The organism is Kitasatospora sp. NPDC089797, assembly GCF_040684795.1.
GTDB lineage: Bacteria > Actinomycetota > Actinomycetes > Streptomycetales > Streptomycetaceae > Kitasatospora.
This window is the reverse complement of sequence record NZ_JBFBGS010000033.1, coordinates 1-21,545: the sequence shown is the minus strand read 5'-3', so window position 1 is coordinate 21,545 and position 21,545 is coordinate 1. Positions and strand designations below refer to the sequence as shown.

General features: G+C 72.1%; 17 protein-coding genes, 1 rRNA gene and 1 riboswitch. Of the genes, 4 read left to right on the top strand and 14 right to left on the bottom strand.

Annotated elements, in window-relative coordinates; genetic code table 11:
- Window positions 1-14 precede the first annotated feature (14 nt).
- The gene (locus tag AB0O91_RS25590; protein WP_363437233.1) at window positions 15-1,520 is read right to left on the bottom strand and encodes a glutamate--cysteine ligase; all 1,506 of its coding nucleotides are present in this window, start codon (window positions 1,518-1,520) and stop codon (window positions 15-17) included.
- A 379-nt stretch (window positions 1,521-1,899) separates the two neighbouring features.
- On the opposite strand from AB0O91_RS25590, the gene AB0O91_RS25585 reads away from it, so the two are divergent.
- Entirely contained in the window at window positions 1,900-2,472 is a 573-nt protein-coding gene (locus AB0O91_RS25585; RefSeq protein ID WP_363437231.1) for a hypothetical protein, read from the top strand.
- A gap of 499 nt (window positions 2,473-2,971) precedes the next feature.
- Complete coding sequence (locus AB0O91_RS25580) at window positions 2,972-3,163, top strand: DUF5999 family protein (RefSeq protein ID WP_363437229.1); 192 nt, start codon at window positions 2,972-2,974, stop codon at window positions 3,161-3,163.
- 160 nt (window positions 3,164-3,323) lie between these two features.
- On the opposite strand, the gene gcvP is transcribed toward AB0O91_RS25580, so the two are convergent.
- Window positions 3,324-6,224: an aminomethyl-transferring glycine dehydrogenase gene (gene gcvP / locus AB0O91_RS25575; RefSeq protein ID WP_363437226.1), complete on the bottom strand. Its 2,901-nt coding sequence runs from the start codon at window positions 6,222-6,224 to the stop codon at window positions 3,324-3,326.
- 236 nt (window positions 6,225-6,460) lie between these two features.
- A riboswitch (glycine riboswitch) is annotated at window positions 6,461-6,564 on the bottom strand.
- Between the two features lie 223 nt (window positions 6,565-6,787).
- Here gcvP and AB0O91_RS25570 point away from each other — a divergent pair.
- Together AB0O91_RS25570 and AB0O91_RS25565 are read left to right on the top strand one after the other, a co-directional pair.
- Entirely contained in the window at window positions 6,788-7,879 is a 1,092-nt protein-coding gene (locus AB0O91_RS25570; RefSeq protein ID WP_363437223.1) for a PRC and DUF2382 domain-containing protein, read from the top strand.
- 192 nt (window positions 7,880-8,071) lie between these two features.
- The gene (locus tag AB0O91_RS25565; protein ID WP_363437220.1) at window positions 8,072-9,565 is read left to right on the top strand and encodes an MFS transporter; all 1,494 of its coding nucleotides are present in this window, start codon (window positions 8,072-8,074) and stop codon (window positions 9,563-9,565) included.
- A gap of 175 nt (window positions 9,566-9,740) precedes the next feature.
- On the opposite strand, the gene AB0O91_RS25560 is transcribed toward AB0O91_RS25565, so the two are convergent.
- The 12 genes from AB0O91_RS25560 to rrf form a co-directional block, all read right to left on the bottom strand.
- On the bottom strand, window positions 9,741-11,126 hold the full coding sequence (locus AB0O91_RS25560) for a DNA polymerase IV (protein ID WP_363437217.1): 1,386 nt from the start codon (window positions 11,124-11,126) through the stop codon (window positions 9,741-9,743).
- A gap of 72 nt (window positions 11,127-11,198) precedes the next feature.
- The gene (locus tag AB0O91_RS25555; protein ID WP_363437419.1) at window positions 11,199-11,915 is read right to left on the bottom strand and encodes an ElyC/SanA/YdcF family protein; all 717 of its coding nucleotides are present in this window, start codon (window positions 11,913-11,915) and stop codon (window positions 11,199-11,201) included.
- Window positions 11,916-12,026: 111 nt separating this feature from the next.
- Window positions 12,027-12,671 carry a MerR family transcriptional regulator gene (locus AB0O91_RS25550; RefSeq protein WP_363437215.1) on the bottom strand — a complete coding sequence of 215 codons (645 nt, stop codon included), beginning with the start codon at window positions 12,669-12,671 and terminating at the stop codon, window positions 12,027-12,029.
- Window positions 12,672-12,895: 224 nt separating this feature from the next.
- The gene (locus AB0O91_RS25545; RefSeq protein WP_030062493.1) at window positions 12,896-13,372 is read right to left on the bottom strand and encodes a bifunctional nuclease family protein; all 477 of its coding nucleotides are present in this window, start codon (window positions 13,370-13,372) and stop codon (window positions 12,896-12,898) included.
- A gap of 97 nt (window positions 13,373-13,469) precedes the next feature.
- The gene (locus AB0O91_RS25540; RefSeq protein ID WP_363437211.1) at window positions 13,470-14,165 is read right to left on the bottom strand and encodes a MerR family transcriptional regulator; all 696 of its coding nucleotides are present in this window, start codon (window positions 14,163-14,165) and stop codon (window positions 13,470-13,472) included.
- A 182-nt stretch (window positions 14,166-14,347) separates the two neighbouring features.
- On the bottom strand, window positions 14,348-14,890 hold the full coding sequence (locus AB0O91_RS25535) for an FHA domain-containing protein (protein WP_350512645.1): 543 nt from the start codon (window positions 14,888-14,890) through the stop codon (window positions 14,348-14,350).
- Window positions 14,891-15,452: 562 nt separating this feature from the next.
- A complete protein-coding gene (locus AB0O91_RS25530; protein ID WP_363437207.1) occupies window positions 15,453-16,304 on the bottom strand; it encodes a DUF881 domain-containing protein in 852 nt (283 codons plus the stop codon).
- Between the two features lie 238 nt (window positions 16,305-16,542).
- Window positions 16,543-16,875 (bottom strand): small basic family protein, encoded by a 333-nt coding sequence (locus AB0O91_RS25525; protein ID WP_266273207.1) that lies wholly within the window; start codon window positions 16,873-16,875, stop codon window positions 16,543-16,545.
- Window positions 16,872-17,924, bottom strand: coding sequence for a DUF881 domain-containing protein (locus tag AB0O91_RS25520; protein ID WP_363437205.1), 1,053 nt, complete (start codon window positions 17,922-17,924; stop codon window positions 16,872-16,874). Before AB0O91_RS25520 ends, AB0O91_RS25525 begins: the two co-directional genes overlap by 4 nt.
- Window positions 17,925-18,115: 191 nt before the next feature.
- Entirely contained in the window at window positions 18,116-20,611 is a 2,496-nt protein-coding gene (locus AB0O91_RS25515) for a mannose-1-phosphate guanyltransferase (RefSeq protein WP_363437203.1), read from the bottom strand.
- Window positions 20,612-20,735: 124 nt separating this feature from the next.
- Window positions 20,736-21,356, bottom strand: a complete 621-nt coding sequence (locus AB0O91_RS25510) for a CDP-alcohol phosphatidyltransferase family protein (RefSeq protein WP_363437200.1) — start codon at window positions 21,354-21,356, stop codon at window positions 20,736-20,738.
- Between the two features lie 97 nt (window positions 21,357-21,453).
- Window positions 21,454-21,545: ribosomal RNA gene (rrf, locus tag AB0O91_RS25505) — 5S ribosomal RNA — on the bottom strand; the annotation flags it as partial.

The following is a 21,545-nucleotide window of genomic DNA, read 5'->3' as shown; positions in this document are numbered from 1 at the left end:
AGCGGGCGGGCGGCTCAGCCGACCGGCCAGGTGTGCACCGGCTCGCCGGCCCGCATGTGCTCGGCGTAGCGCCTGGTCATCGCGGCGAGCGCGGCCGGGCGGTCCATCCCGTACCGCTCGCGCAGCCGGTGGAAGGTGGCGCTCTGCCAGGCGGCGCCGTTGGTGCGGCGCAGGCAGCGCTGCTCGATGATCCCCAGGTAGCGGTCCCGGTCGGCGGGCTCCACGCCCCACTCGTCCAGCCCCTGGTGGGCCATCGGCAGCAGCTCGTTGAGGACGAGGTCGACCGCCGACACCGTCTGCAACCCGCCGCCGCGGCCGGCCCGGCCGGGGCGCGGCCACTGGAACACCGCGTCGATGCCGTACCGGGCGCCCTGCCGGAAGTTCTCGTCCGCCCGGTCGAACGGCAGCCTGGTCCAGACCGGCCGGGGCTGCTCGGCGAGCACCCGCACCAGCCCGTAGTAGAAGGCCGCGTTGGCCAGGGTGTCGGCGACCGTCGGCCCGGCCGGCAGCGCCCGGTTCTCCACCCGCAGGTGCGCGACCCCGCCGGAGACGTCGTACACCGGCCGGTTCCAGCGGTAGATGGTGCCGTTGTGCAGCCGCATCTCGGCGAGCCGGGGCGCACCGCCGGAGGCCAGCACCTTCAGCGGGTCCTCGTCGTCGCAGATCGGCAGCAGTGCCGGGAAGTAGCGCAGGTTCTCCTCGAACAGGTCGTACGCCGAGTCCACCCAGCGCTCGCCGAACCAGGTGATCGGGCGCACTCCCTGCGCCTTGAGCTCCGCCGAACGGGTGTCACAGGCCTGCTGGAAGAGCACCGGACGGGTCTCCCGCCACAGCTCCCGGCCGAACAGGAACGGGGAGTTGGCGCCGAGCGCGAGCTGCGGCCCGCAGATCGCCTGGGCCGCGTTCCACACCGAGGAGAACCGCTCCGGGGTCACCTGGAGGTGCAGTTGCAACGAGGTCGCGGCGGCCTCGGCGACCATCGTGACCGACTCCAGCCGGAGGTGCTCGACGCCCTCGATGTCCAGCGCGATGTCCTCCCCCCGGGCGGCCAGGATCTGATCGCTGAGCAGGCTGTACCGCTGGTTGCGGCTCATCGCCTCCAGCCCGGTGTGGTCGTTCTCCAGGGTCGGCAGGATGCCCACCATCAGGATCCGGGCGCCCGCCTCGGCGGCCTGCCGGTCGGCGTAGCGCAGCCCGGTGTCGATCTCCTCGCGCAGTTCCTCGAAGACGTGCCCGCACAGCCGGTGCGGGACGATGTTGACCTCGATGTTGAACTGGCCCAGCTCGGTCTGGAAGTCGCTGGAGCCGATGGCGCTCAGCACCTGGGCGTTGCGCATCACCGGCAGGCCCTGCTCGTCGGCCAGGTTGAGCTCGATCTCCAGCCCCATGACCGCTCGCGGCCGGTCGAAGCGGTCCTCCCGGAGCATCCGCCCGAGCGCGTCCAGGCAGGCCTGGAGCTTGAGCCGGTACTGCTGCCGGTCCGCCAGATCCGCCCGAGTCGCCACGACCTTCTCGCCCACGGTCCCCTCCTCCTGAGACACCCGGCCGGTCGACCGTGCCAGCAATATGCCCACCTCGAAGATCGATACCCGAACACGCGTACTGGCTTGCAATGCAAGGCAACTGACGGATATTCAGACCATCTGTGGACTTGCCCGCCACCACCGCCTGTGATAAACAGATCACCCTGCGCATTTGTTCGATGAACTTCGCTGAGTTCGCACTGCGTTCCGGCCGGTCCGTTCCCGCCCCGAGTCCCTCGTCGACGGCGGCGACCGCGCCGGCACCGCGATCCTGCACAACCGGACAAGGCCGGGGCCCCCGTCACCGAAGACGCACCCCGCCGCGCCGGTATGCCGCACTCGCACGCCGATCTCGCTAGGAGAGGCGGACCCCGCCATGACCCTGCAGACCCCTCAGCCCCCGCCGAGCGCCCTGCGCGCGGTCCTGGGCGCGCTCGACTCGGAGACCGCGCTGCGCCAGCCCGCCGCCGCGGCGCTGCGCCATCCGAGCGGTCCACTGCTCCCGGCACACCCGCTCGCGGTGCACGTCCTGGACGGCCCGCGCCCCGAACTCCCCGCCGCCCGCCGGACCGGCTGGCGCTTCCTGATCAAGGACGGCCAGGAGGTGGCCGCCGCCGCCGAGGTCGTCCAGAGCGCCGAGGGACACACCTTCTCCCACTTCACCGCCGGCCCCTACCTCTCCTCCACGGTCCGGGCCCTGCGGGAGGCCTGGCAGCTCGCCCAGAGCTCCCGCTCCCGCCGCCAGCCCCGGCTGCTCACCTTCCCGGGCCAGTACGCCACCGCGCTCTGGCTGCACAGCCCGGACGCCGGCCCGTCCGCCGACCTGCTGATCCCGCTGGCCCCGGCCCCGCTCGGGGTCACCGCGTACCGCGCCTATCCGGCCGCCGAGTTGCTCCCCCTGCTCACCCGCACCCCGCTGGCCGGGCCCCTGCTGCTCGGCTCCGCCTGAGGCACCACCGGCACCCCGCCGCGCTCCACCGTTCCCCGCCGCACCGAGCCGCACCGAGCCGCATCACCACCACCGCCGCACCGGCCGCCGGGCAGTCCACCCGGCGGCCCTTCGTCGCGCCCGGGCCGGGTCGCCGCCGCGCCGTCCGCCCCGCCTGACGCCCTCGCCCGAACGGTTACCACCCGAGGGGGCCACCCGCCATGGCTCCACCGGGCCATGTCCGGGCTGACCCGTCCGTGCGTCTTTTCCCCCGGGCCCCACCTGAACGGGTGATCTCTGGCCGGGAGTTGTGGCGCATGTCACGAAATCCCTGCGCGCGCGCCCGCGGATGCCGACACTGGGAACCAGCGTGGAAGGACCACCTGTCCTACCCACTTGAGCGCCGGTCCACACCTGGTCGGCGCCCGGACAGGATCCGACCACCGCGGCGGCTCCGGACGGCTCGACCGACGGGGACCGCACCACGGGGAGGATCGCAGAGCGAAGCGAGGGTACGCGTATGTGCCAGCACCGTCCTGAGTGCCCGTCGGCCGAGTCCGAGGACCGCGAGGCCGCCGAACCGGTGGCCTGCCACCCGGAGCAGGGCTGGAGCCTGCTCTGCAACGGTGTCGTCCTGTTCGAGGACACCGGGGAACTGCTGCCCGACGGCCGGGTGATCGCCCCGCGCCGCCCGGTCGCCCACGCGGCCTGAGCCCCGCCCGGGCCCGCACACCGTACGGCCGGAACCGTACGGCCCCGGGCCGCCTCGAAGGCACGGCCGCCGACCCGACGACGCGCAGCGCGACACCACGGAGCATGGCCCCGGGGAAACGTTTCCCCGGGGCCCTGCCGTTTTTCGCGTGCTCAGCCGGTCAGACGCCGTACTCGTCCAGCGGCGGGCAGGAGCAGACCAGGTTGCGGTCGCCGTACGCGCCGTCGATCCGGCTCACCGGCGGCCAGTACTTGTCCGCCGGGTTCACGCCCGCCGGGAAGACCGCCTCCTGCCGCGAGTAGCCGTGCGCCCAGTCGCCCGCCAGGGTGGCGGCGGTGTGCGGGGCGTTGCGCAGCGGGTTGTCGTCGGCCGCCCACTCGCCCGAGCCGACCTTGTCGATCTCGGCCCGGATCTCGATCATCGCGTCGCAGAAGCGGTCGATCTCGTACAGGTCCTCGGACTCGGTCGGCTCGATCATCAGCGTGCCGGCCACCGGGAAGGACATCGTCGGCGCGTGGAAGCCGTAGTCGATCAGGCGCTTGGCGATGTCGTCCACCGTCACGCCCGTCTCCTTGGTCAGCGGGCGCAGGTCGATGATGCACTCGTGCGCGACCAGCCCGCCCGGGCCGGTGTAGAGCACCGGGAAGTGCGGCGCCAGGCGCTTGGCGATGTAGTTGGCGTTCAGCACCGCGACCTGGGTCGCGTGCTTGAGGCCCTCCCCGCCCATCAGCCGGACGTACGCCCAGGAGATCGGCAGGATCGCCGCCGAGCCCCACGGCGCGGCCGAGATCGGGCCGACACCGGTGGCCGGACCGGCCTCCTCCTGGAGCGGGTGGTTCGGCAGGTACGGCGCCAGGTGGGCGCGCACCGCGACCGGGCCGACGCCCGGACCGCCACCGCCGTGCGGGATGCAGAAGGTCTTGTGCAGGTTGAGGTGCGAGACGTCGGCACCGAACTTGCCCGGCTTGGCCAGGCCGACCAGGGCGTTCAGGTTGGCGCCGTCCACGTAGACCTGGCCGCCGGCCTCGTGCACCAGGGCGCAGATGTCGGTGATCTGGGTCTCGTACACGCCGTGGGTCGACGGGTAGGTGACCATCAGCACCGAGAGGCTGTCGCGGTGCTGCTCGATCTTGGCCTTCAGGTCCTCGACGTCCACGTCGCCGTCGACCAGGGTCTTCACCACGACCACGCGCATGCCGGCCATCACCGCGGAGGCGGCGTTGGTGCCGTGCGCCGAGGACGGGATCAGGCAGACGTCGCGCTGGGCGTCGCCGTTGGCGTGGTGGTAGGCGCGGACGGCCAGCAGGCCGGCCAGCTCGCCCTGCGAGCCCGCGTTCGGCTGGATCGACACGGCGTCGTAGCCGGTGACCTCGACCAGCTGCTGCTCCAGCTGGCGGATCAGGGTCAGGTAGCCCGCGGCCTGGTCGACCGGCGCGAAGGGGTGCAGCTGGCCGAACTCCGGCCAGGTCACCGCCTCCATCTCGGTGGTCGCGTTGAGCTTCATGGTGCAGGAGCCCAGCGGGATCATGCCGCGGTCCAGCGCGTAGTCCCGGTCCGACAGGCGGCGCAGGTAGCGCAGCATGGCGGTCTCCGAGCGGTGGCTGTGGAAGACCGGGTGGGTCAGGTACTCGTCCTCGCGCAGCAGCGCGGCCGGCAGCGCGTCGGCGGCCTCGGCGACCTCGACCGCGGGGACGCCGAACGCGGCCCAGACGCCGGCCAGGTGCTCGCGGGTGGTGGTCTCGTCGGTGGAGACCGAGATCCGGTCCGCGCCGTCCTGGTAGACGTTGACGCCGTTGGCGCGGGCGGCGGCGGCGATCTCGGCGGCGCGGCCCGGGACGACGGCGGTCACGGTGTCGAAGAACTCGCCGTGCAGCAGCTCCACGCCGCCGGCCCGCAGGCCCTCGGCGAGGGCGGCCGCGTAGCGGTGGGTGCGGCGGGCGATGTCGGCCAGGCCGTCCGGGCCGTGGTAGACGGCGTACATCGAGGCCATCACGGCGAGCAGCACCTGGGCGGTGCAGATGTTGCTGGTGGCCTTCTCGCGGCGGATGTGCTGCTCGCGGGTCTGCAGCGCCAACCGGTAGGCGCGGTTGCCGTCGGCGTCGACGGAGACGCCGACCAGGCGGCCGGGCAGCGAGCGGGCGTACTCGGCGCGCACCGAGAGGTAGCCGGCGTGCGGGCCGCCGAAGCCCATCGGCACGCCGAAGCGCTGCGAGGTGCCGCAGGCGATGTCGGCGCCCAGCGCGCCCGGCGACTTGAGCAGGGTCAGCGCCAGCAGGTCGGCGGCGACGGCGACGATCGCGCCCAGCCCGTGCGCCTGCTCGATCAGCGGGGCGAGGTCGCGGACCACACCGGTGGCGCCCGGGTACTGCAGCAGCACGCCGAAGACGCCGCGCTCGGCGATCTCGGCCGGGATGCCCTCGGACAGGTCGGCGACGACCACCTCGACACCGGTCGGCAGGGCACGGGTGTTGATCACCGCGACGGTCTGCGGCAGGGTCTCCGCATCGACCAGGAAGACACCGCCCTTGACCTTGGTGACGCGGCGGGCCAGCGCCATCGCCTCGGCGGCGGCGGTGCCCTCGTCCAGCAGCGAGGAGCCGGAGGTCGGCAGGCCGGTCAGGTCGGAGACCAGGGTCTGGAAGTTCAGCAGCGCCTCCAGGCGGCCCTGCGAGATCTCCGGCTGGTACGGGGTGTAGGCGGTGTACCAGGCCGGGTTCTCCATGACGTTGCGCAGGATCACCGGCGGGGTGAAGGTGCCGTAGTAGCCCAGACCGATCATCGGCTGGAGCACCTGGTTGCGGCCGGCCAGCTCGCGCAGCTCGGCGAGGACCTGCGCCTCGCTGCGGCCGGCGGGCAGGTCCAGGGCGGTGATGGAACGGATCGCCTCGGGAACGGCGGTGGCGGCGAGCTCGTCCAGCGAGCCGTAGCCGACGGAGGCCAGCATCTTCTCCTGCGCGGCGGCGTCGGGGCCGATGTGGCGGTTCTCGAAGGGGCTGGCCAGCTCAAGCTCGGTGAGGGTCGAGGCGCCGGTGGGGCGTCCCGCGTTCGGCTGGGCGTTCATGGTGGTCGAGGCCTCCTGGTCACGGACCGGCAGGGGTGCGCACGCCGGCCGGCCAACGCCGCTGCGGACAGCGGACCAGCCTGGGCGGGCGACCCGAAAGGCCTCCCCCTCTGTCATCGGTACCTGAGAGCTTCGCCCGCACCTCGCGCCGGGACGCTCGGTCGGCTTGCACCGTCGGTGAGGGTGGTGATCGCCGACTCCCGCGCCGGCGGTCCTGCCCTGCTTTCCAGAGTGACCTATCCCGCACGGTACGGATGCCTGAGAGATTCCGGGGAGGAGTTGCTCCTTCGGCGCCCCGACCAGCGGTTTTCACTGTCGGGGACTCTCCCGAGCGGGCTCGGCGGTCGCCGCCCAGGGTACCAGCGGGAAGCCTTCCGATCACGGGTGTGTCGGGTCACTCCGGGTCTACGCGCGTCCCCCGGACGGCCCAGCGCGGACCCGTCCGGCCGCACCCCGCTCGCGCCCGTCCGATTCATGCCTTTTGGTGTGAAGTGGCGGACGGAACGGGTGCTCCGGCCGCCTTACCTGCGGGAGTTCCGCAGGCGCAGCGCTTGGAGGAAAGAGTGCAGACCGACATCGACCCCCGGGACCTCATCGGCCACAAGGCGGTCGACCGCAACGGAGACAAGATCGGCACGGTCGACGAGGTGTACCTGGACGACGCCACCGGGCAACCGGAGTGGGCGGCCGTCCGGACCGGCATCTTCGGCCGGGACGCCTTCGTCCCGCTCACCACGAGCGAGTTCTCCGGCGACGAGCTCCGGGTGCCCTACGACAAGTCGCTGGTCAAGGACTCGCCGGACTTCGGCGTGGGCCAACACCTGTCGCCCGCCCAGGAGCTCCAGCTCTACCGCTACTACGGCCTGGACACCCCGGTGGACGGCCGCCCGTCCGCGGACGGGACGGGCCGGGCGGCCCAGCCCGACCTCGACTTCGGCACCACCTCGGCCGCCGCGGCCGCCCGGCCGCTCGCCTTCCACTCCCCCGACCCCGGCCCGACGATGACCACCACCACCCCGGACACCAGCACCGACACCGCCACGGAGGCCCACGTGCGGACCCTCAGCACCCCCGCACCGACCACCAACGGCACGGCGCCCGCCCCGGCCGCCGCCCCCGTCGTCGAGTCCAAGCCGCAGCCCGCGCCGAGCGCGGCCGCCCCCGCACCGAACGGCACGGCCGCCGCCTCGGCCCCCAACGGCCCGGTCGAGATCACCTGCCGCGAGGAGCGCCTGGACATCACCACCGAGTGGCACGTCCTGGGCACCGCGAAGCTGCGCAAGTACGTGACCAGCGAGCAGGTCGAGCGCCGCGTCCCGGTGGTCCGCGAGCGGGTCCGGGTGGAGCGGATGCCGGTCAGCGACGCCGAGCGCGCCTCGCTCAGCGAGAAGGAGATCGCCGAGGCGGTCGAGGAGGTCACCCTCCGTGAGGAGCGGCCGGTGGTCCGCAAGTACCTCGCCCCGATCGAGCGGGTCCGCCTGGTGGTCGAGCGCTACACGGAGGAGGAGGTGGTCCGGGACGAACTGCGCCGCGAGCACGTCGAGGTCCACGACAACACCGCCGCCACCACCGCGCCCGGCTCGCCGGCCGAGCCCACCGCCGCGACCCCGGCCGCCGACGGCTCCCGCCCCGCCGCACTGCGCCCGCTGGTCTGATCACCCCCGCGATCCCGAGGGCCCCGGACTCCGGTCCGGGGCCCTCGGCGTTCCCGACCCTCCGTCACCCCCGGTGTACCGCAGGCCAACCCTTCCACTTTGCCAAATCTTAACCACTCGATATTTGACACTCTGAAGTATCTCCCGGCAAAGTTACTTCAGTTCATTCACTATGTACGGGAGGAAGCAACCGTGAGTGAGGCACCACAGCCCACCACCGCGGCCGAGAAGCAGAGCAACGCCCGGGTCCTGCCGGCCCTCATCCTGGCGATGCTGTCGTTCAGCGTGGTGCAGACCGCGGTCGTCCCGATCCTGCCGTCGCTGGCCAAGGAACTGGACGTCTCCGGCTCCAACATCACCTGGCTGATGACCGCCAACCTGCTGTCCGCCGCCGTGCTGACTCCCCTGCTGGGCCGCTTCGGCGACCTCCGGGGCCGCAAGCCCATGCTGCTGATCTCGCTGGCCGGCCTGGTCGCCGGTTCGGCGCTGGCGGTCTGCACCCACTCCTTCACCTGGCTGATCGTCGCTCGCGTCCTCCAGGGCGCCGGCGGTGGCGTGATGCCGCTGGCGATCAGCATCGTCCGCGACGAGCTGCCCAAGCAGAAGGTGACCGGCGGCGTCGCCGCCATCAGCGCCTCGATGGGCGTCGGCTCCGGCCTGGGCCTGGTCGCCACCGGCCTGCTGCTGGAGCACTGGAACTACAAGTCGATCTTCTGGATGGGCCTGGCCTTCGGCCTGCTCGCGGTGGCCCTGGTCGCCTTCCGGGTCCCGTCCGACCCGGTCGTCGACAAGGAGGGCGGCGCCGACCCGCTGGGCGCCCTCGCCCTGGCCGCCTGGCTCTCCGCCCTGCTGGTCGCGGTCAGCCAGGGCAACCACTGGGGCTGGACCTCCACCAAGACCCTCGGCCTGTTCGCCGTCGCCGCCGTGGTCGCCCTGATCTGGGGCGTCATCGAGACCAAGGTCGCGCACCCGCTGGTCGACCTGAAGATGATGGGCCGCCCGGCCGTCGCCTTCACCAACCTGGCCGGTCTGCTCATCGGCTTCGGCATGTACGGCTCGTTCATGGTCATCAGCAACTTCGCCCAGACCCCGGAGCAGCTGGCCCACTACGGCTTCACCGCGACCGTCCTGCACGCCGGCGTGATGCTGCTGCCGTCCGCGATCGGCTCGATGGTCGCCGCCCCGGTCGGCGCGCTGCTGATCGCCCGCCGCGGCCCCCGCCTGCCGCTGGTCCTCGGCGGCGTCCTCGGTGCGATCGCGATGGCCTACCTGGCCCTGCGGCACAGCCACGAGGGCGACATCTACACCGCCTCCGCCATCTTCGGCCTCGGCATCGGCCTCGCCTTCGCCGCGATGCCCGCCTACATCAACGGCGCCGTCCCGGTCGAGCAGAGCGGCATCGCCAACGGCATGAACTCCGTGCTCCGCACCGTCGGCGGCGCGATCGGCACCGCCGTGATGACCGCCATCCTGACCGGTGACACCATCAAGCTGCCGATCAAGATCCCGGTCCAGCTGCCCACCCTGGACGCCTACAAGCACGCGTTCTGGACCACGGCCGTCGTCTGCATCATCGCCGGCGTCGTCCCCTTCCTGATCCGCAACGTCAAGCCCGCCGTCACCGCCGTCACCGGCGGCCCGGCCCAGCAGGACTCCAGCCCCGCGCTGGCCAAGACCGACGCCTGACGAGGCGTCCGGCCCGCGCGCTCAGGGACAGGACGCGCGGGCCCGGCCTCCGCTCGGTCGCGAGGGCATCACGACCGTCCGGGGTCCGGCACGGTATGCGGCCCCACCCGGTGCTTCCCACCGGGTGGGGCCGTTCCGCGTTCCCCGCCCCGTGCCCCTCCCCGGTCGGGCCCGCTCACGCCCCCTCCCCCGCCGGGTCCCCGGCCTCCCGCAGCGGCAGCGGCCGGGCCGGTTCCAGCTCCGGGTCGTCCACCGCGAAGGTGCGCACCCGCCCCGGCCCGCTCCACGGCGTCTCGAACCGCACGGTCACCCGCCCCACCCCGCTGCCCTGCACCCAGCCCGGCCCCCACTCGGCGTGCCGGACGTCCTGCCCGGGCATCCAGCGCCGCACCACCGGCTCCTCCGGCTCCTCCTCGGCCACCGCCGCCTCGACCGCCTCGACGTGCTCCGCCGCCTCCTCCCGCAGGGCCTGCGCGAACAGGTCCTCCTGGGTGTAGTCGGCCAGTTGGGCCACGCCCACCCCGAGCAGCCGGACCCCGCCGGTGATGTCCACCTGCTCCGCGAGCCGCCGCGCCGTCGCGGTGATCACCGCCTCGTCGTCGGTCGGCCCGCCCAGGGTCTCCGAACGGGTCAGCGTCGAGAAGTCGAACCGCCGCACCTTGAGCACCACCGTCCGCCCCGAGCGCCCCGCCGCGCGCAACCGCCGCACACAGCGGCCGGCCAGCGCCTCGACCTCGCGCAGCACCCGGTCCCGGTCGGCCAGGTCCACCTCGTAGGTGTCCTCCACCGAGACCGACTTGGCGTCCTGGTCGGCCACCACCGGCCGCTCGTCCAGGCCCGTCGACATCTGGAAGACCCCGGCGCCGTGCGCCCGGCCGAGCAGCTGGACCAGCTCGGCCTCCCCCGCCTCCGCCAGGTCGGCCACCGTGCTCAGCCCGGCCCGCCGCAGCACCTGCTCGGTGGCCGGCCCGATCCCGGGCAGCGCCCGGACCGGCATCGGGCCGAGCACGGCCCGCTCCTGCCCCGGCTCGATCAGCACCAGCCCGTCCGGCTTGGCCTGCTCGGAGGCGATCTTCGCCATCAGCTTGGAGCCCGCCGCCCCCACCGAGCCGGTCAGCCCGGTGAACCGGTGGATGTCCGCCCGCAGGTCCTCCGCCAGCGCGAGCACCAGCCGCTCCCCGGTCGCGTGGTCCGCCGCTGCCAGCGCCGGACCGTACGGACCGGCCTCCAGGTCGACGAAGGCCTCGTCCAGGCTCAGCGGCTGCACCAGCGGCGACAGCCCGCGCAGCAGCCCCATCACGATCTCGCTGTTCTGCCGGTACGCCTCGAACCGCCCCGACAGGAACGCCGCGTTGGGGCAGAGCCGCCGCGCCTGCGCCATCGGCATCGCCGAGTGCACCCCGAACCGGCGCGCCTCGTACGAGGCCGTCGAGACCACCCCGCGCCCGCCGAGCCCGCCGACGATCACCGGCTTGCCGCGCAGGCTCGGCTTGGCCGCCTGCTCCACCGCGGCGAAGAAGGCGTCCATGTCGAGGTGGATGATGCTCGGCAGAGATCGCACCCGCCGATCATCGCGCACGGGTCCGACAGTGCGTACGAACCCGGCCGACGCCCCGGGGCCGCCCGACCGCCGCTACTCCTCCGCGGCCTCCGCGAGCGCCTTCGGGATGCCGTCCTCCCGGGGCCCGAGGAACACCGGGTCCGGCCGCAGCCAGGCGTTGACCGCCGCCTTGCCCGCCCCGGCCACCTCCCGCAGCCCGCCGTACAGCCAGGTGGAGTCGTGCAGCTCCGGCACCCCGACCGCGTACGAGCGGATGCCCGCCGCCTCGCACAGCGCCAGCGCCCGCCGGACGTGGAAGTCCTGGCTGACCAGCACCGCGCGGTCCACCCCGAAGATCCGGTGCGCCCGGGTGCAGGAGTTCCAGGTGTCGAAGCCCGCGTAGTCCCGGACCACCCGGTCCCCCGGCACCCCGTGCCCGGTCAGGTACCGGTACATCGCGTCCGGCTCGTCGTACGCGACCCGCCCGTTGTCCCCGGTCACCAGGATCGCCTTCACCTTGCCCGCCCGGTACAGGTCCAGCGCCGCCACCAGCCGGTGCTCCAGGTACGGCGAGGGCCTGCCCTGGTCCAGCCCGGCACCGAAGACCACCGCCACCGGCGCCGACGGCGCGCTCTCCACCGTGCCCACCCGGTCCCCCGCCGCGCACCACAGCCAGGCACTGGGCGCCAGCGCGAGCGAGCACAGCAGCGTCGCCGCCTGGAAGACCCGGCGCTGCGTCCTGCGCTCCCGCAGCCGCGCCCGGATCCCCCCGGCCCGGCGCCGCAGCAGCCCCGGTATCCCGGTGCCCACGTCCACGTGCCCCTCCCCTGATCGCTTCACCAGGCACCACGACGAAGCCGTGGACCGGAACGGTTCCCCGTCCCGGCCCACGGCTCCCGGGGCCCCGAAACGACGAGCGGGTCAGACCGCCCGGTTGCGCCGCTGCGCCAGCTCGTCCGCCGGGTCGTTGCCGACCAGCGTCTCGCCGGTGTCGGTCCGCTCCGCGTGCAGCCGACCGAGGGTCAGCTCCAGCTCCTGCCAGACCGCTCCCACCGCGATGCCGAACACCCCCTGACCGCTCTTCAGCAGATCGACCACCTGCTGCGGCGTGGTGCACTCGTACACCGTCGCACCGTCGGACATCAGCGTCAGCCCGGTCAGGTCGGCCTGCTCGGCGGCCTGCAGATGGGCGACCGCCACCCGGATGTTCTGCAACGAGACGCCCGCGTCGAGCAGCCGCTTCACGATCTTGAGCAGCAGGACGTCACGGAAGCTGTAGAGCCGCTGACTGGTCGCCGGGTAGGCGGTCCGGACGCTGGGCTCCAGCAGTCCGGTGCGGGCCCAGTAGTCCAACTGGCGGTAGGTGATGCCGGCCGCCGCACAGGCCGTCGGACCGCGGAACCCGACCAGTTCGGACGTCGGGGCCACCCGCTCGATCGCGGGCTGGCCCGGCTGTACGGCCGGGAACCTGCCCATTCTGGGCAGCTCGGACACGCCGTGTGCGGTGCGCGGCATGTGCATGGCGCACAGGCCTCCCACGGCCGTGTCATCGCCGGTGCTGCTCATGCCTACCTCCGTCCACTCGTGCTGCGGGCGACCCGACTGCGGGCATCGGCCACCCGGACAGCCACTCCTGACGGTAGGCAGTCCCCTATGACCCGTCAACGATCGCCACGCCGGGCCGGACAAACCACATCACTCAGGAGAGTGGTTTTTCGTGCCCCTAGTGTGGGTAGATGGACGGTTTTTGGCAAAACGCCACGCGCGGGGGCAGACCAGCCCCTTCCGCGCTACTGCGGGCCGCCGCCCCCGAAGTCCTCGGGCGACACCTGGTCGAGGAACTCGCGGAACTTCTCGACCTCGTCCTCCTGCTCGTCCGGGATCGCGATGCCCGCCTCCGCGAGCACCTCCTCGCTCCCGTAGATCGGCGTACCGGTGCGCAGTGCGAGCGCTATCGCGTCGGACGGCCGGGCACTCACCTCGACCCCGCCGGCGAACACCAGCTCGGCGTAGAACACGCCCTCCCGCAGGTCGGTGATCCGGACCTCGGTGAGCTGTTGGCCGAGCGCTTCCAGGACGTCCTTGAACAGGTCGTGCGTCAGCGGGCGCACCGGAGTCATGCCCTGCTGGGCGAAGGCGATCGCGGTCGCCTCGCCGGGGCCGATCCAGATCGGCAGGTAACGATCTCCCCCGACCTCCCGCAGCAGCACGATCGGCTGGTTGGAAGGCATCTCCACTCGGACACCCACGACGTCGAGCTCATTCACACAGGCAACCCTATGGCTCCGACCCCGGATATGAAAGCGCAGGGCCGACGCCGCTGGTCAGCGCGGTGCACCGGTGCGCCGGAGGGCGCTTCGGGGACTATCCACGGGCCCGCAGTCCGGCCTGGACCATGGCCGCGTGCAGCCGCACCGACAGCGTCGCCAGCTCCCGTGCGGTGGCCTCCGCGTGCGCCCGGGTCTGCGGGTTCCGGTGCCGCCGCAACGGCGCCACCACCTGGTCCACCAACGCGATCTCGCGGTCCGCCGCCGCCTTCATCGCCCTCAGGTGCCGCGGCTCCAGGCCGTACCGGCCGAGCTCGGCGACCAGCCGGGCCACCTGCAGCGCCTCCCCGTCGTACCCGCCGTCCGGGCCCGGCGCGACCAGCCCGTACGACTCCCACTCCGCCAGCTCCGGCTCGCCGGCCTCGGCCGCGGCCAGCAGCTCGGCCCGCCCCAGCCGGACCCCGGACGGGACCTCGGCCGAGGCCACCAGTTCGCGGTCGGCCTCCTCCAGCGGCCCGGGCCGGGTGTCGGCCGCGGACGGCAGCGCGGGCGGGGCCTCGCCGCGCTCGATCGCGTCCAGGTGCTCCCGGATCACCCGCAGCGGCAGGTAGTGGTCGCGCTGCATCCGCAGCACGTACGCCAGCCGCTCCACGTCGGACGGGCTGAACTTGCGGTACCCCGAGGGGGTGCGCTGCGGCTCGACCAGTCCCTCCGCCTCCAGGAAGCGGATCTTCGAGATGGTCACCTCGGGGAAGTCGTCGCGCAGGAAGGCCAGCACCGCGCCGATGCTCAACAGCTCGTCACCGCCGCGCCGCCGCCCGGCGGGCCGGTCCGACCGGACCGGCTGCCTGGGGCCCGCGACCACCCCGCGTCCGCCCCGGTCCGCCTGCGGACCGGACGACGACGCAGGGTTGGCCGCCCCGAGAGAAGAGGAAGGGGTATTCGTATTCACTCGGGCTCCCGCCGACGTTGGTTTCAGTACCCCCGGTTGTGGCCGGCGAAGAACACCAGCCGGTACTTCCCGATCTGCACCTCGTCGCCGTTGTTCAGCGCCACCTCGTCGATCCGTTCCCGGTTGACGTAGGTGCCGTTCAGGCTGCCCACGTCCGCGACGCTGAAGCCGGCCGGGGTGCGGCGGAACTCCACGTGGCGCCGGGAGACCGTGACGTCGTCCAGGAAGATGTCACCCTGCGGGTGACGTCCGGCCGTGGTGACGTCCGAGTCCAGCAGGAACCGGCTGCCGGAGTTCGGGCCGCGCTGGACGATCAGCAGGGCCGAGCCCGGCGGCAGCGCGTCGATCGCCGACAGCACCTCGGCCGACAGCGCCGGCGTGGTACCGGTCCCGGTCGTCGCGGAGGGGTCGTAGGACTCCAGACCGGAGATCGAGATCGTCGAGGTGGTCTCCACCGCCCCTTCCGGCAGCAGGCCGCCGCGCAGCGCGGTGCCACAGTTGGAACAGAAGCGGGCCGCGGCCGGGTTCTGGTTGCCGCACCTGGGGCACGGAGTGGGGCCAGCCATGTTCACAGCCTCCTGGCGCGGCACACCCGACGGGTTGTGCCCGGCGTACGGGTCCGGAGCAAACCCTCCACCAGAGGTTGAGGGTCCCGACGGGAAACCTATGCGCGGGTCGCCGGAGGGGTCAACCGACGCGCCGTAGCCCGCCGGATTCCCCGCGTACTGGGCGGCACCGTCCCGGTACGCCTGCTGTCCGGCGTACGGCGCGGCCTCGGGGGCGGGTCGCATGCCCGGCACGGCGGGCTCGTCATCCGAGCGGCGGTGGCGCGCGGTGGGCGCCTCCACGGCGGCCGCGTCGCGGCCCTTGTTGCGACCGAACAACTTCGAGAAGAAACTCACGGGCGAATCCCCTTGCGTGTGACAGACCCGCCCGCGGGGCAGGGTGAGAACCTCGGACAGGCGGCGGGCCCGGTTGCGGCCCGGAGCTGCTGGAGTGGTACTCCGACTGTTGGTGCGGCGTTCACTGCTACGGAGCGTACTGGTGCGAACCAGTCTCCCCCACGCGACGACGACACCCCGCACCGGGTGCCGCCCGCCCGTGACGGACCGTTCGTCGAGCGCCCCGTCACTTCGCCGCCGGCTTGGCGTACTGCGGCGTCTTCAGGTCGACGAGGGCGTCGACGACCACCTTCTGCTGCTGGGCGATCGTCGCCCGCGCCTGGTGGCTCTCCAGGGTGCGGACGACGCCCCCCGGGATGTTCAGCGCAGGCGTCAGGTCCTGCGGGTTCCCCACGACGGTGAACCGATAGGGCTGCGAGACCTTCTTCCCGTCGATCTGCACCCCACCGCCCGAGAGGTCGGTGAAGTAGGTGTTGACCACCACGCGCACATCGTTGATCTGAATCGCCTCCGCCCCCGCCGCTCGAAGTTCCTGCAGGGTGTCCAGCAGCATATCTGCCTTCACCTGCCCTTGGGGATCGTCGACCGTGAGGACGATGCCCGGACCAGTGGCTTTGACCGTACCGGCCAGCACACCCAGTTCCGTCATCTTCTTCCTGGTCTGCTCCTGGGCCTCCTTGGCCTGGTTGGAGCTGTTCTCCAACTTGCCCAGGGACTGCTCCAGCTCCGCCTTCTCCTGCTGGAGACGCTGCTGACGGCTGTCCAGTTCGTCGAGGATCCGGACCAGGTCCTCCTGCCGCGCCCCGCGCAGCTGGTTGTGGTGGTCGTTCGTCGAACGCACCTGGATCGCCAGCCCCAGGCCGAGCGAGAACAGCAGCAGCGCCACCACCAGCTGACCGCGTGACAACCGCGGCGGCCACAGCGCCGCCTTCAGCCGCCGCCGACCGGCGGCGCGGTCCGCGTCCTGCGGCTCCTCGACGGCCTCCGGCCCGGCCGGCTCTTCCGGCCCGCCGTGCGCATCACCTTCGGCCACGGCAGGCTCGGGCTCGGCCGGCTTCGTCAGCCGCACCGGCGTCACCGACCGCGGCTCCGCCGCCCCGGTCTCACGCTCAGCCCGAGCGTGAGAGTCGTCAGGGTCGGTCGGCTCCTCGGCGCTCTGGACTCCCTCGGCCGCCTCCCCGGGCCGCCCGGACTCCTCCGCCGCGGGAGCCGGAGCCGGTGCCGGCTCCGCAGCGGTCTCCTCGACCGCCGGCGCCTCCGTCCGCTCCTCCGCCCGCTCTTCCTCGCGCTCCTCCGCCGCCGCCTCGCGGCCCGGCTCAGGCCCGGAAGACATGACGCCGGATCGCGGCCGCATTGGAGAAGATGCGGATGCCGAGGACGACGACCACGCCGGTGGACAGCTGGGAACCGACGCCCAGCTGGTCGCCCAGGAAGACGATCAGCGCCGCGACCACCACGTTCGACAGGAACGAGACGATGAAGACCTTGTCGTCGAAGATCCCGTCCAGCATCGCCCGGACGCCACCGAACACCGCGTCCAGCGCCGCCACCACCGCGATCGGCAGGTAGGGCACCACGGCGTCGGGCACCTCGGGTTGGACGAAGAGGCCGACGACCACCCCGATCACGAGACCCAGTACGGCAATCACGGTCTAGCTGCTCCTGTCGTGGTCTTGGCGGATCCGCCGGTCGGTCGCCGCTTGGCGGGCGGCTCGCTGGTCGCGGACGGTGAAACGGACGCGCTGGGGCTCTCCGGGGTTCCCGGACCGGCCGACTGGCTCCCGCTCGGGGCGGCCGACGGACTCGCCGGGGGCGAGGGCTCGGGCGTGACCGGCTGGGCGGTCCGCAACGTCACGCCCACCGCCGCCGGCAGGGTCAGGCTCTTCTGCGCGGAGAGCGTCGACTTGATGCCGTACTTCTCCTCCAGCAGCCGCAGGTACTGCCCGGCCATGTCGTTCTCGAACGCGGTGAGGAGCTTCGGCCCGTCCCCGATCGCCTGGATGTTGTACGGCGGGACCAGCGGCCGGTTGTCCACCAGCACCGCCTCACCGGCGGCCCGGATCGCGGAGAGCGCGGTCAGCCGCTGCCCGTTGATCGAGACGGCCTCCGCGCCGGATCCCCACAGACCGTTCACCACCAGTTGCAGGTCCCGGTCCCGCAGCCGGCCGCTGTTCGAGAAGCCCTGCCCGGCCCGCGGGTCGACGTTGCCCCCGGCACCGGTGCCGGCCGCGTCCTCCAGGACCAGCTTCACCCCGGGTCCGGTGACCTCTCCCAACCCCACCTCGCCGGTCAGCGCGCCCGCGCCGCCGTCCCCCGAGGCCAGCGCCTGCTGCTGGGTGTCGTCGACCTTGCGCCGCAGGTCCTGGACGTCCTTCTGGAGGCGGTCCGCCGCGCCGTTGCTGTCGTTGATCCGGTGGATCAGCGCGTCCCGCTCCTTGGCCAGCGTCGGCTCGGCCTTGTGCGCGTTCACCGCGCCCACCGTCACCACCGCCCCGACCAACGCCAGTCCGGCGCCCAGCGTCAGCAGGCCCTTCAGCGTCCGGGGCATCCGACTGTCCTGCGCGCCGCCCCGGGCCGCGGCCGCCTCGGCGTAGCCCTCGTCCAGGCTGTGGTCCATCACGTTGGTCAGCAGGGACATCGAGGCGTCCGGGCGGTTGTACCGTCCGTTCGGGGCACTCGGCGTCGGCGTCGCTGGCATGCGGACCATCGTCCCACGGCGCCGGAGGCCCCCCGCGCACGGCCCCTGAGCTGCACACACGCCGCACACATCGACGGAAGGCGACGGACCGCTCCGAATGAGGCGAAAACGGACGGCGGGGCGCACGGATCGAACCGCACGCCCCGCCGTCCGGGGACTTCTCCGATCAGCGGACCGGCCCGCTCAGAGCGTCACCGCCCCGCGCCCTCGACCACGGCAGCCCACTCGTCCAGCAGCGCGTCGGTGGCCTCGTCGTCCGGGCCCTCGGCCCACAGGTGGGTGACCGCCTCGGCCGGGTCCGGCAGCACGAGGGTCCAGCGACCGTCCGCCTCGACCACCCGGACACCGTCGGTGGTGTCCAGCCGCCGGCTGCCGGCCGCCTCCACCACCGAGCGCATGACCATGCCCTTCGCCGCCCACGGCGTCGCGATGTCCCGGCGCCGGATGTGCGCCTGCGGGATCCGCGCGTCGATCTGGCTCAGCGTGAGCTGGGTCCGGGCCACCAGGCCGACCAGCCGGACGAAGGCCGCGGCACCGTCCAGCACCCCGCTGAACTCGGGCACCACGAAGCCGCCGCGCCCGTCCCCGCCGAACACCGTGCCCTCGGCGGAGGCCGCCTTCGCGAGGTCGTCCGGCGTCGTCGTGGTCCAGATGACCTGGGTGCCGTGGTAGGCCGCGACCTGCTCGGCGATCCGGGTCGTGGTCACCGGCAGGGCCACCTGACCGCTCCGCCGCTCCGCCGCGACCAGGTCGAGCAGCACCAGCAGCGCCCGGTCGTCGTCGATCACCCGGCCCAGCTCGTCCACGAACGCGACCCGCTCCCCGACGGGGTCGAACCGCACTCCGAAGGCCGCCCGCGAAGAGGCCACCAGCTCGCCGAGCCGGGCCAGCCCGGCCCGCCGGGTCTCCGCGTCCTCGGTCGGCCGGGCCTCGTCCAGCCCGCTGGAGACGGTGAGCGCCTCCACCCCGAGCCGCCCGAGGATGCTGGGCAGGACGAGACCGGCACTGCCGTGCGCGGTGTCCACCACGACCTTCAGCCCGGCCTCCCGGACCCCGGTGGTGTCCACCGCCCGGAGCAGGTTGCCCGCGTAGGAGTCGAAGACGCTGGACGGGAAGGTCAGGTCCCCGATCTCACCCGGGAAGGCCCGCCGGTACTCCTGCCGCGCGTAGACCCGGTCCAGCTTGCGCTGCCCGGCCTGCGAGAGGTCCGCCCCGCGCTCGTCGAAGAAGAGGATGTCCAGCGAGTCCGGCACGCCCGGGGTGGTGCGCAGGAAGATCCCGCCCGCACTCCCGCGTGCCGTGTGCTGCCGCGCCACCGGCATCGGCACGTTCTCCAGGTCCCGGACGTCGATCGCGGAGGTCTGCAGGGCCGAGATCATCGCCCGTTTGAGCGCACGGGCACCACGCGAGTGGTCACGCGCGATGGTGACGGTGGCACCCTTCTTCAGCGTCGTCGCGTACGCGCCCGCCAGCCGCACGGCCAGCTCCGGGGTGATCTCGACGTTCAGGATGCCCGAGACCCCGCGGACGCCGAAGAGGTGCTCCTGGCCGCGCGACTCCCAGATCACCGAGGTGTTGACGACCGCGCCGGCCTCGATGGTCTTGAACGGGTACACCCGGACGTTCGCCCCGATGATCGACTCCTCGCCGACCAGGCACTCGTCCCCGATCACCGCGCCGTCCTCGATCCGCGCGGCCCGCATCACGTCGGTGTTCTTGCCCACCACACAACCGCGGAGGTTGCTCTGCGGCCCGACGTACACGTTGTCGTGCACGATCGCCTTGTGCAGGAACGCACCGCGCTTGACCACGACGTTGCTGCCGAGCACGGTGTGCTCGCGGATCTCGACGCCGGCCTCGACCTTGGCGTAGTCCCCGATGTACAGCGGCCCGCGCAGCACCGCCTCCGGGTCCACCTCCGCCCCCTCGGCGACCCAGACGCCCGGCGAGATCTCGAAACCGTCGAGCTCGACCTCGACCTTGCCCTCCAGGACGTCCGCCTGGGCCTTGCCGTAACTCTCGTGGGTGCCCACGTCCTCCCAGTAGCCCTCGGCGACGTATCCGTAGACCCGCTTGCCCTCCTTCAGGAGCTGGGGGAAGACATCGCTCGACCAGTCGACGGACTCCCCCGCAGCGACGTAGTCGAAGACCTCCGGCTCCATCACGTAGATACCGGTGTTCACCGTGTCGGAGAAGACCTGGCCCCAGGTCGGCTTCTCCAGGAAGCGCTCGACCCGCCCGTCGTCGTCCGTGATCGTGATCCCGAACTCCAGCGGATTCGGCACCCTGGTGAGACAGACAGTGACCAGTGCGTTCTTACTGCGGTGAAAGTCGATCAATTCGGAGAGATTGAAGTCGGTCAGGGCGTCACCGGAGATCACCAGAAAGGAATCGTCCTTGAGTGCGTCCTCGGCGTTCTTGACACTCCCCGCAGTGCCGAGCGGCGTCTCCTCATGGGCATACGTGAGGTGCATGCCCAGTTCCTCGCCGTCACCGAAGTAGTTCTTGACGAGTGACGCCAGGAACTGCACGGTGACGACGGTGTCGGAGAGGCCGTGCCGCTTCAGCAGCCGAAGCACGTGCTCCATGATCGGCATATTGGCGACCGGAAGCAGCGGCTTCGGCATGCTGGAGGTCATCGGGCGGAGTCGGGTGCCCTCGCCCCCTGCCATTACAACGGCTTTCATTACGGGTGCGTCCTCCTTCGCGGTGGTGGACCTTCGGGTCCATCAAACCGTTCCAGAGGGTTCTCTACCCGGAAGGTATCGTCCGACGCACCGGGGCGACGTGGGACTTCTCTCAGATCGCGTCTCAGGCTGTGGACGCCGGGCCCGCGGAGCCCGCCTTGATGATCTGCCGCGCCTGGACCGCGTAAAGAATCGCGGACCACCAGTACAACGTGGTCCCCCACCAGATGAAGGCCCAGCTCACGACCTCGGCCGGCCGCGCGATCCAGCTGTCGATGCCGCCGAGCAGCAGAAGCGGGAACGCGTACATCAGATTGAAGGTCGCGGCTTTCCCGAGGAAACTCGTCTGCAGCGGCCCGTAACCGTGCCGGTTCAGCATCGGCAGCAGCGAAGCGATAAAGAGTTCCCGAGCGATCAGAATCGCCGTCACCCACCACGGCAGGAACTCACGCCACGTCAATCCGACGAGCGTGGACAGCACATAGAGCCGGTCGGCCAGCGGGTCCAGCAGCTGTCCCACCCGACTGATCTGCCCCCACCGCCTGGCGAGCTTTCCGTCCAGGTAGTCGCTGATCCCGCTGAGCATCAGGATCAGCAGCGCCCAGCCGTCGTTCTTCGGCCCACCGAAGGCCGGCCACAGGATGAGCCAGAGAAAGAGCGGAACGCCGACCAACCGACCCATGCTCAGCAGGTTGGGGATGGTGAGGACCCGATCGGTCTGGACCCGCGTCTCCTGGACCTCCACCCGGGGCCTCCTGTCCTGTGTTACGACAATGCACGTTGACCTTACAACAGAAAAGCCCCCGCCCGGTTCACCCGGCGGGGGCTTCTCTCGAAAAATTGTTCGGCGGCGTCCTACTCTCCCACAGGGTCCCCCCTGCAGTACCATCGGCGCTGTGAGGCTTAGCTTCCGGGTTCGGAATGTAACCGGGCG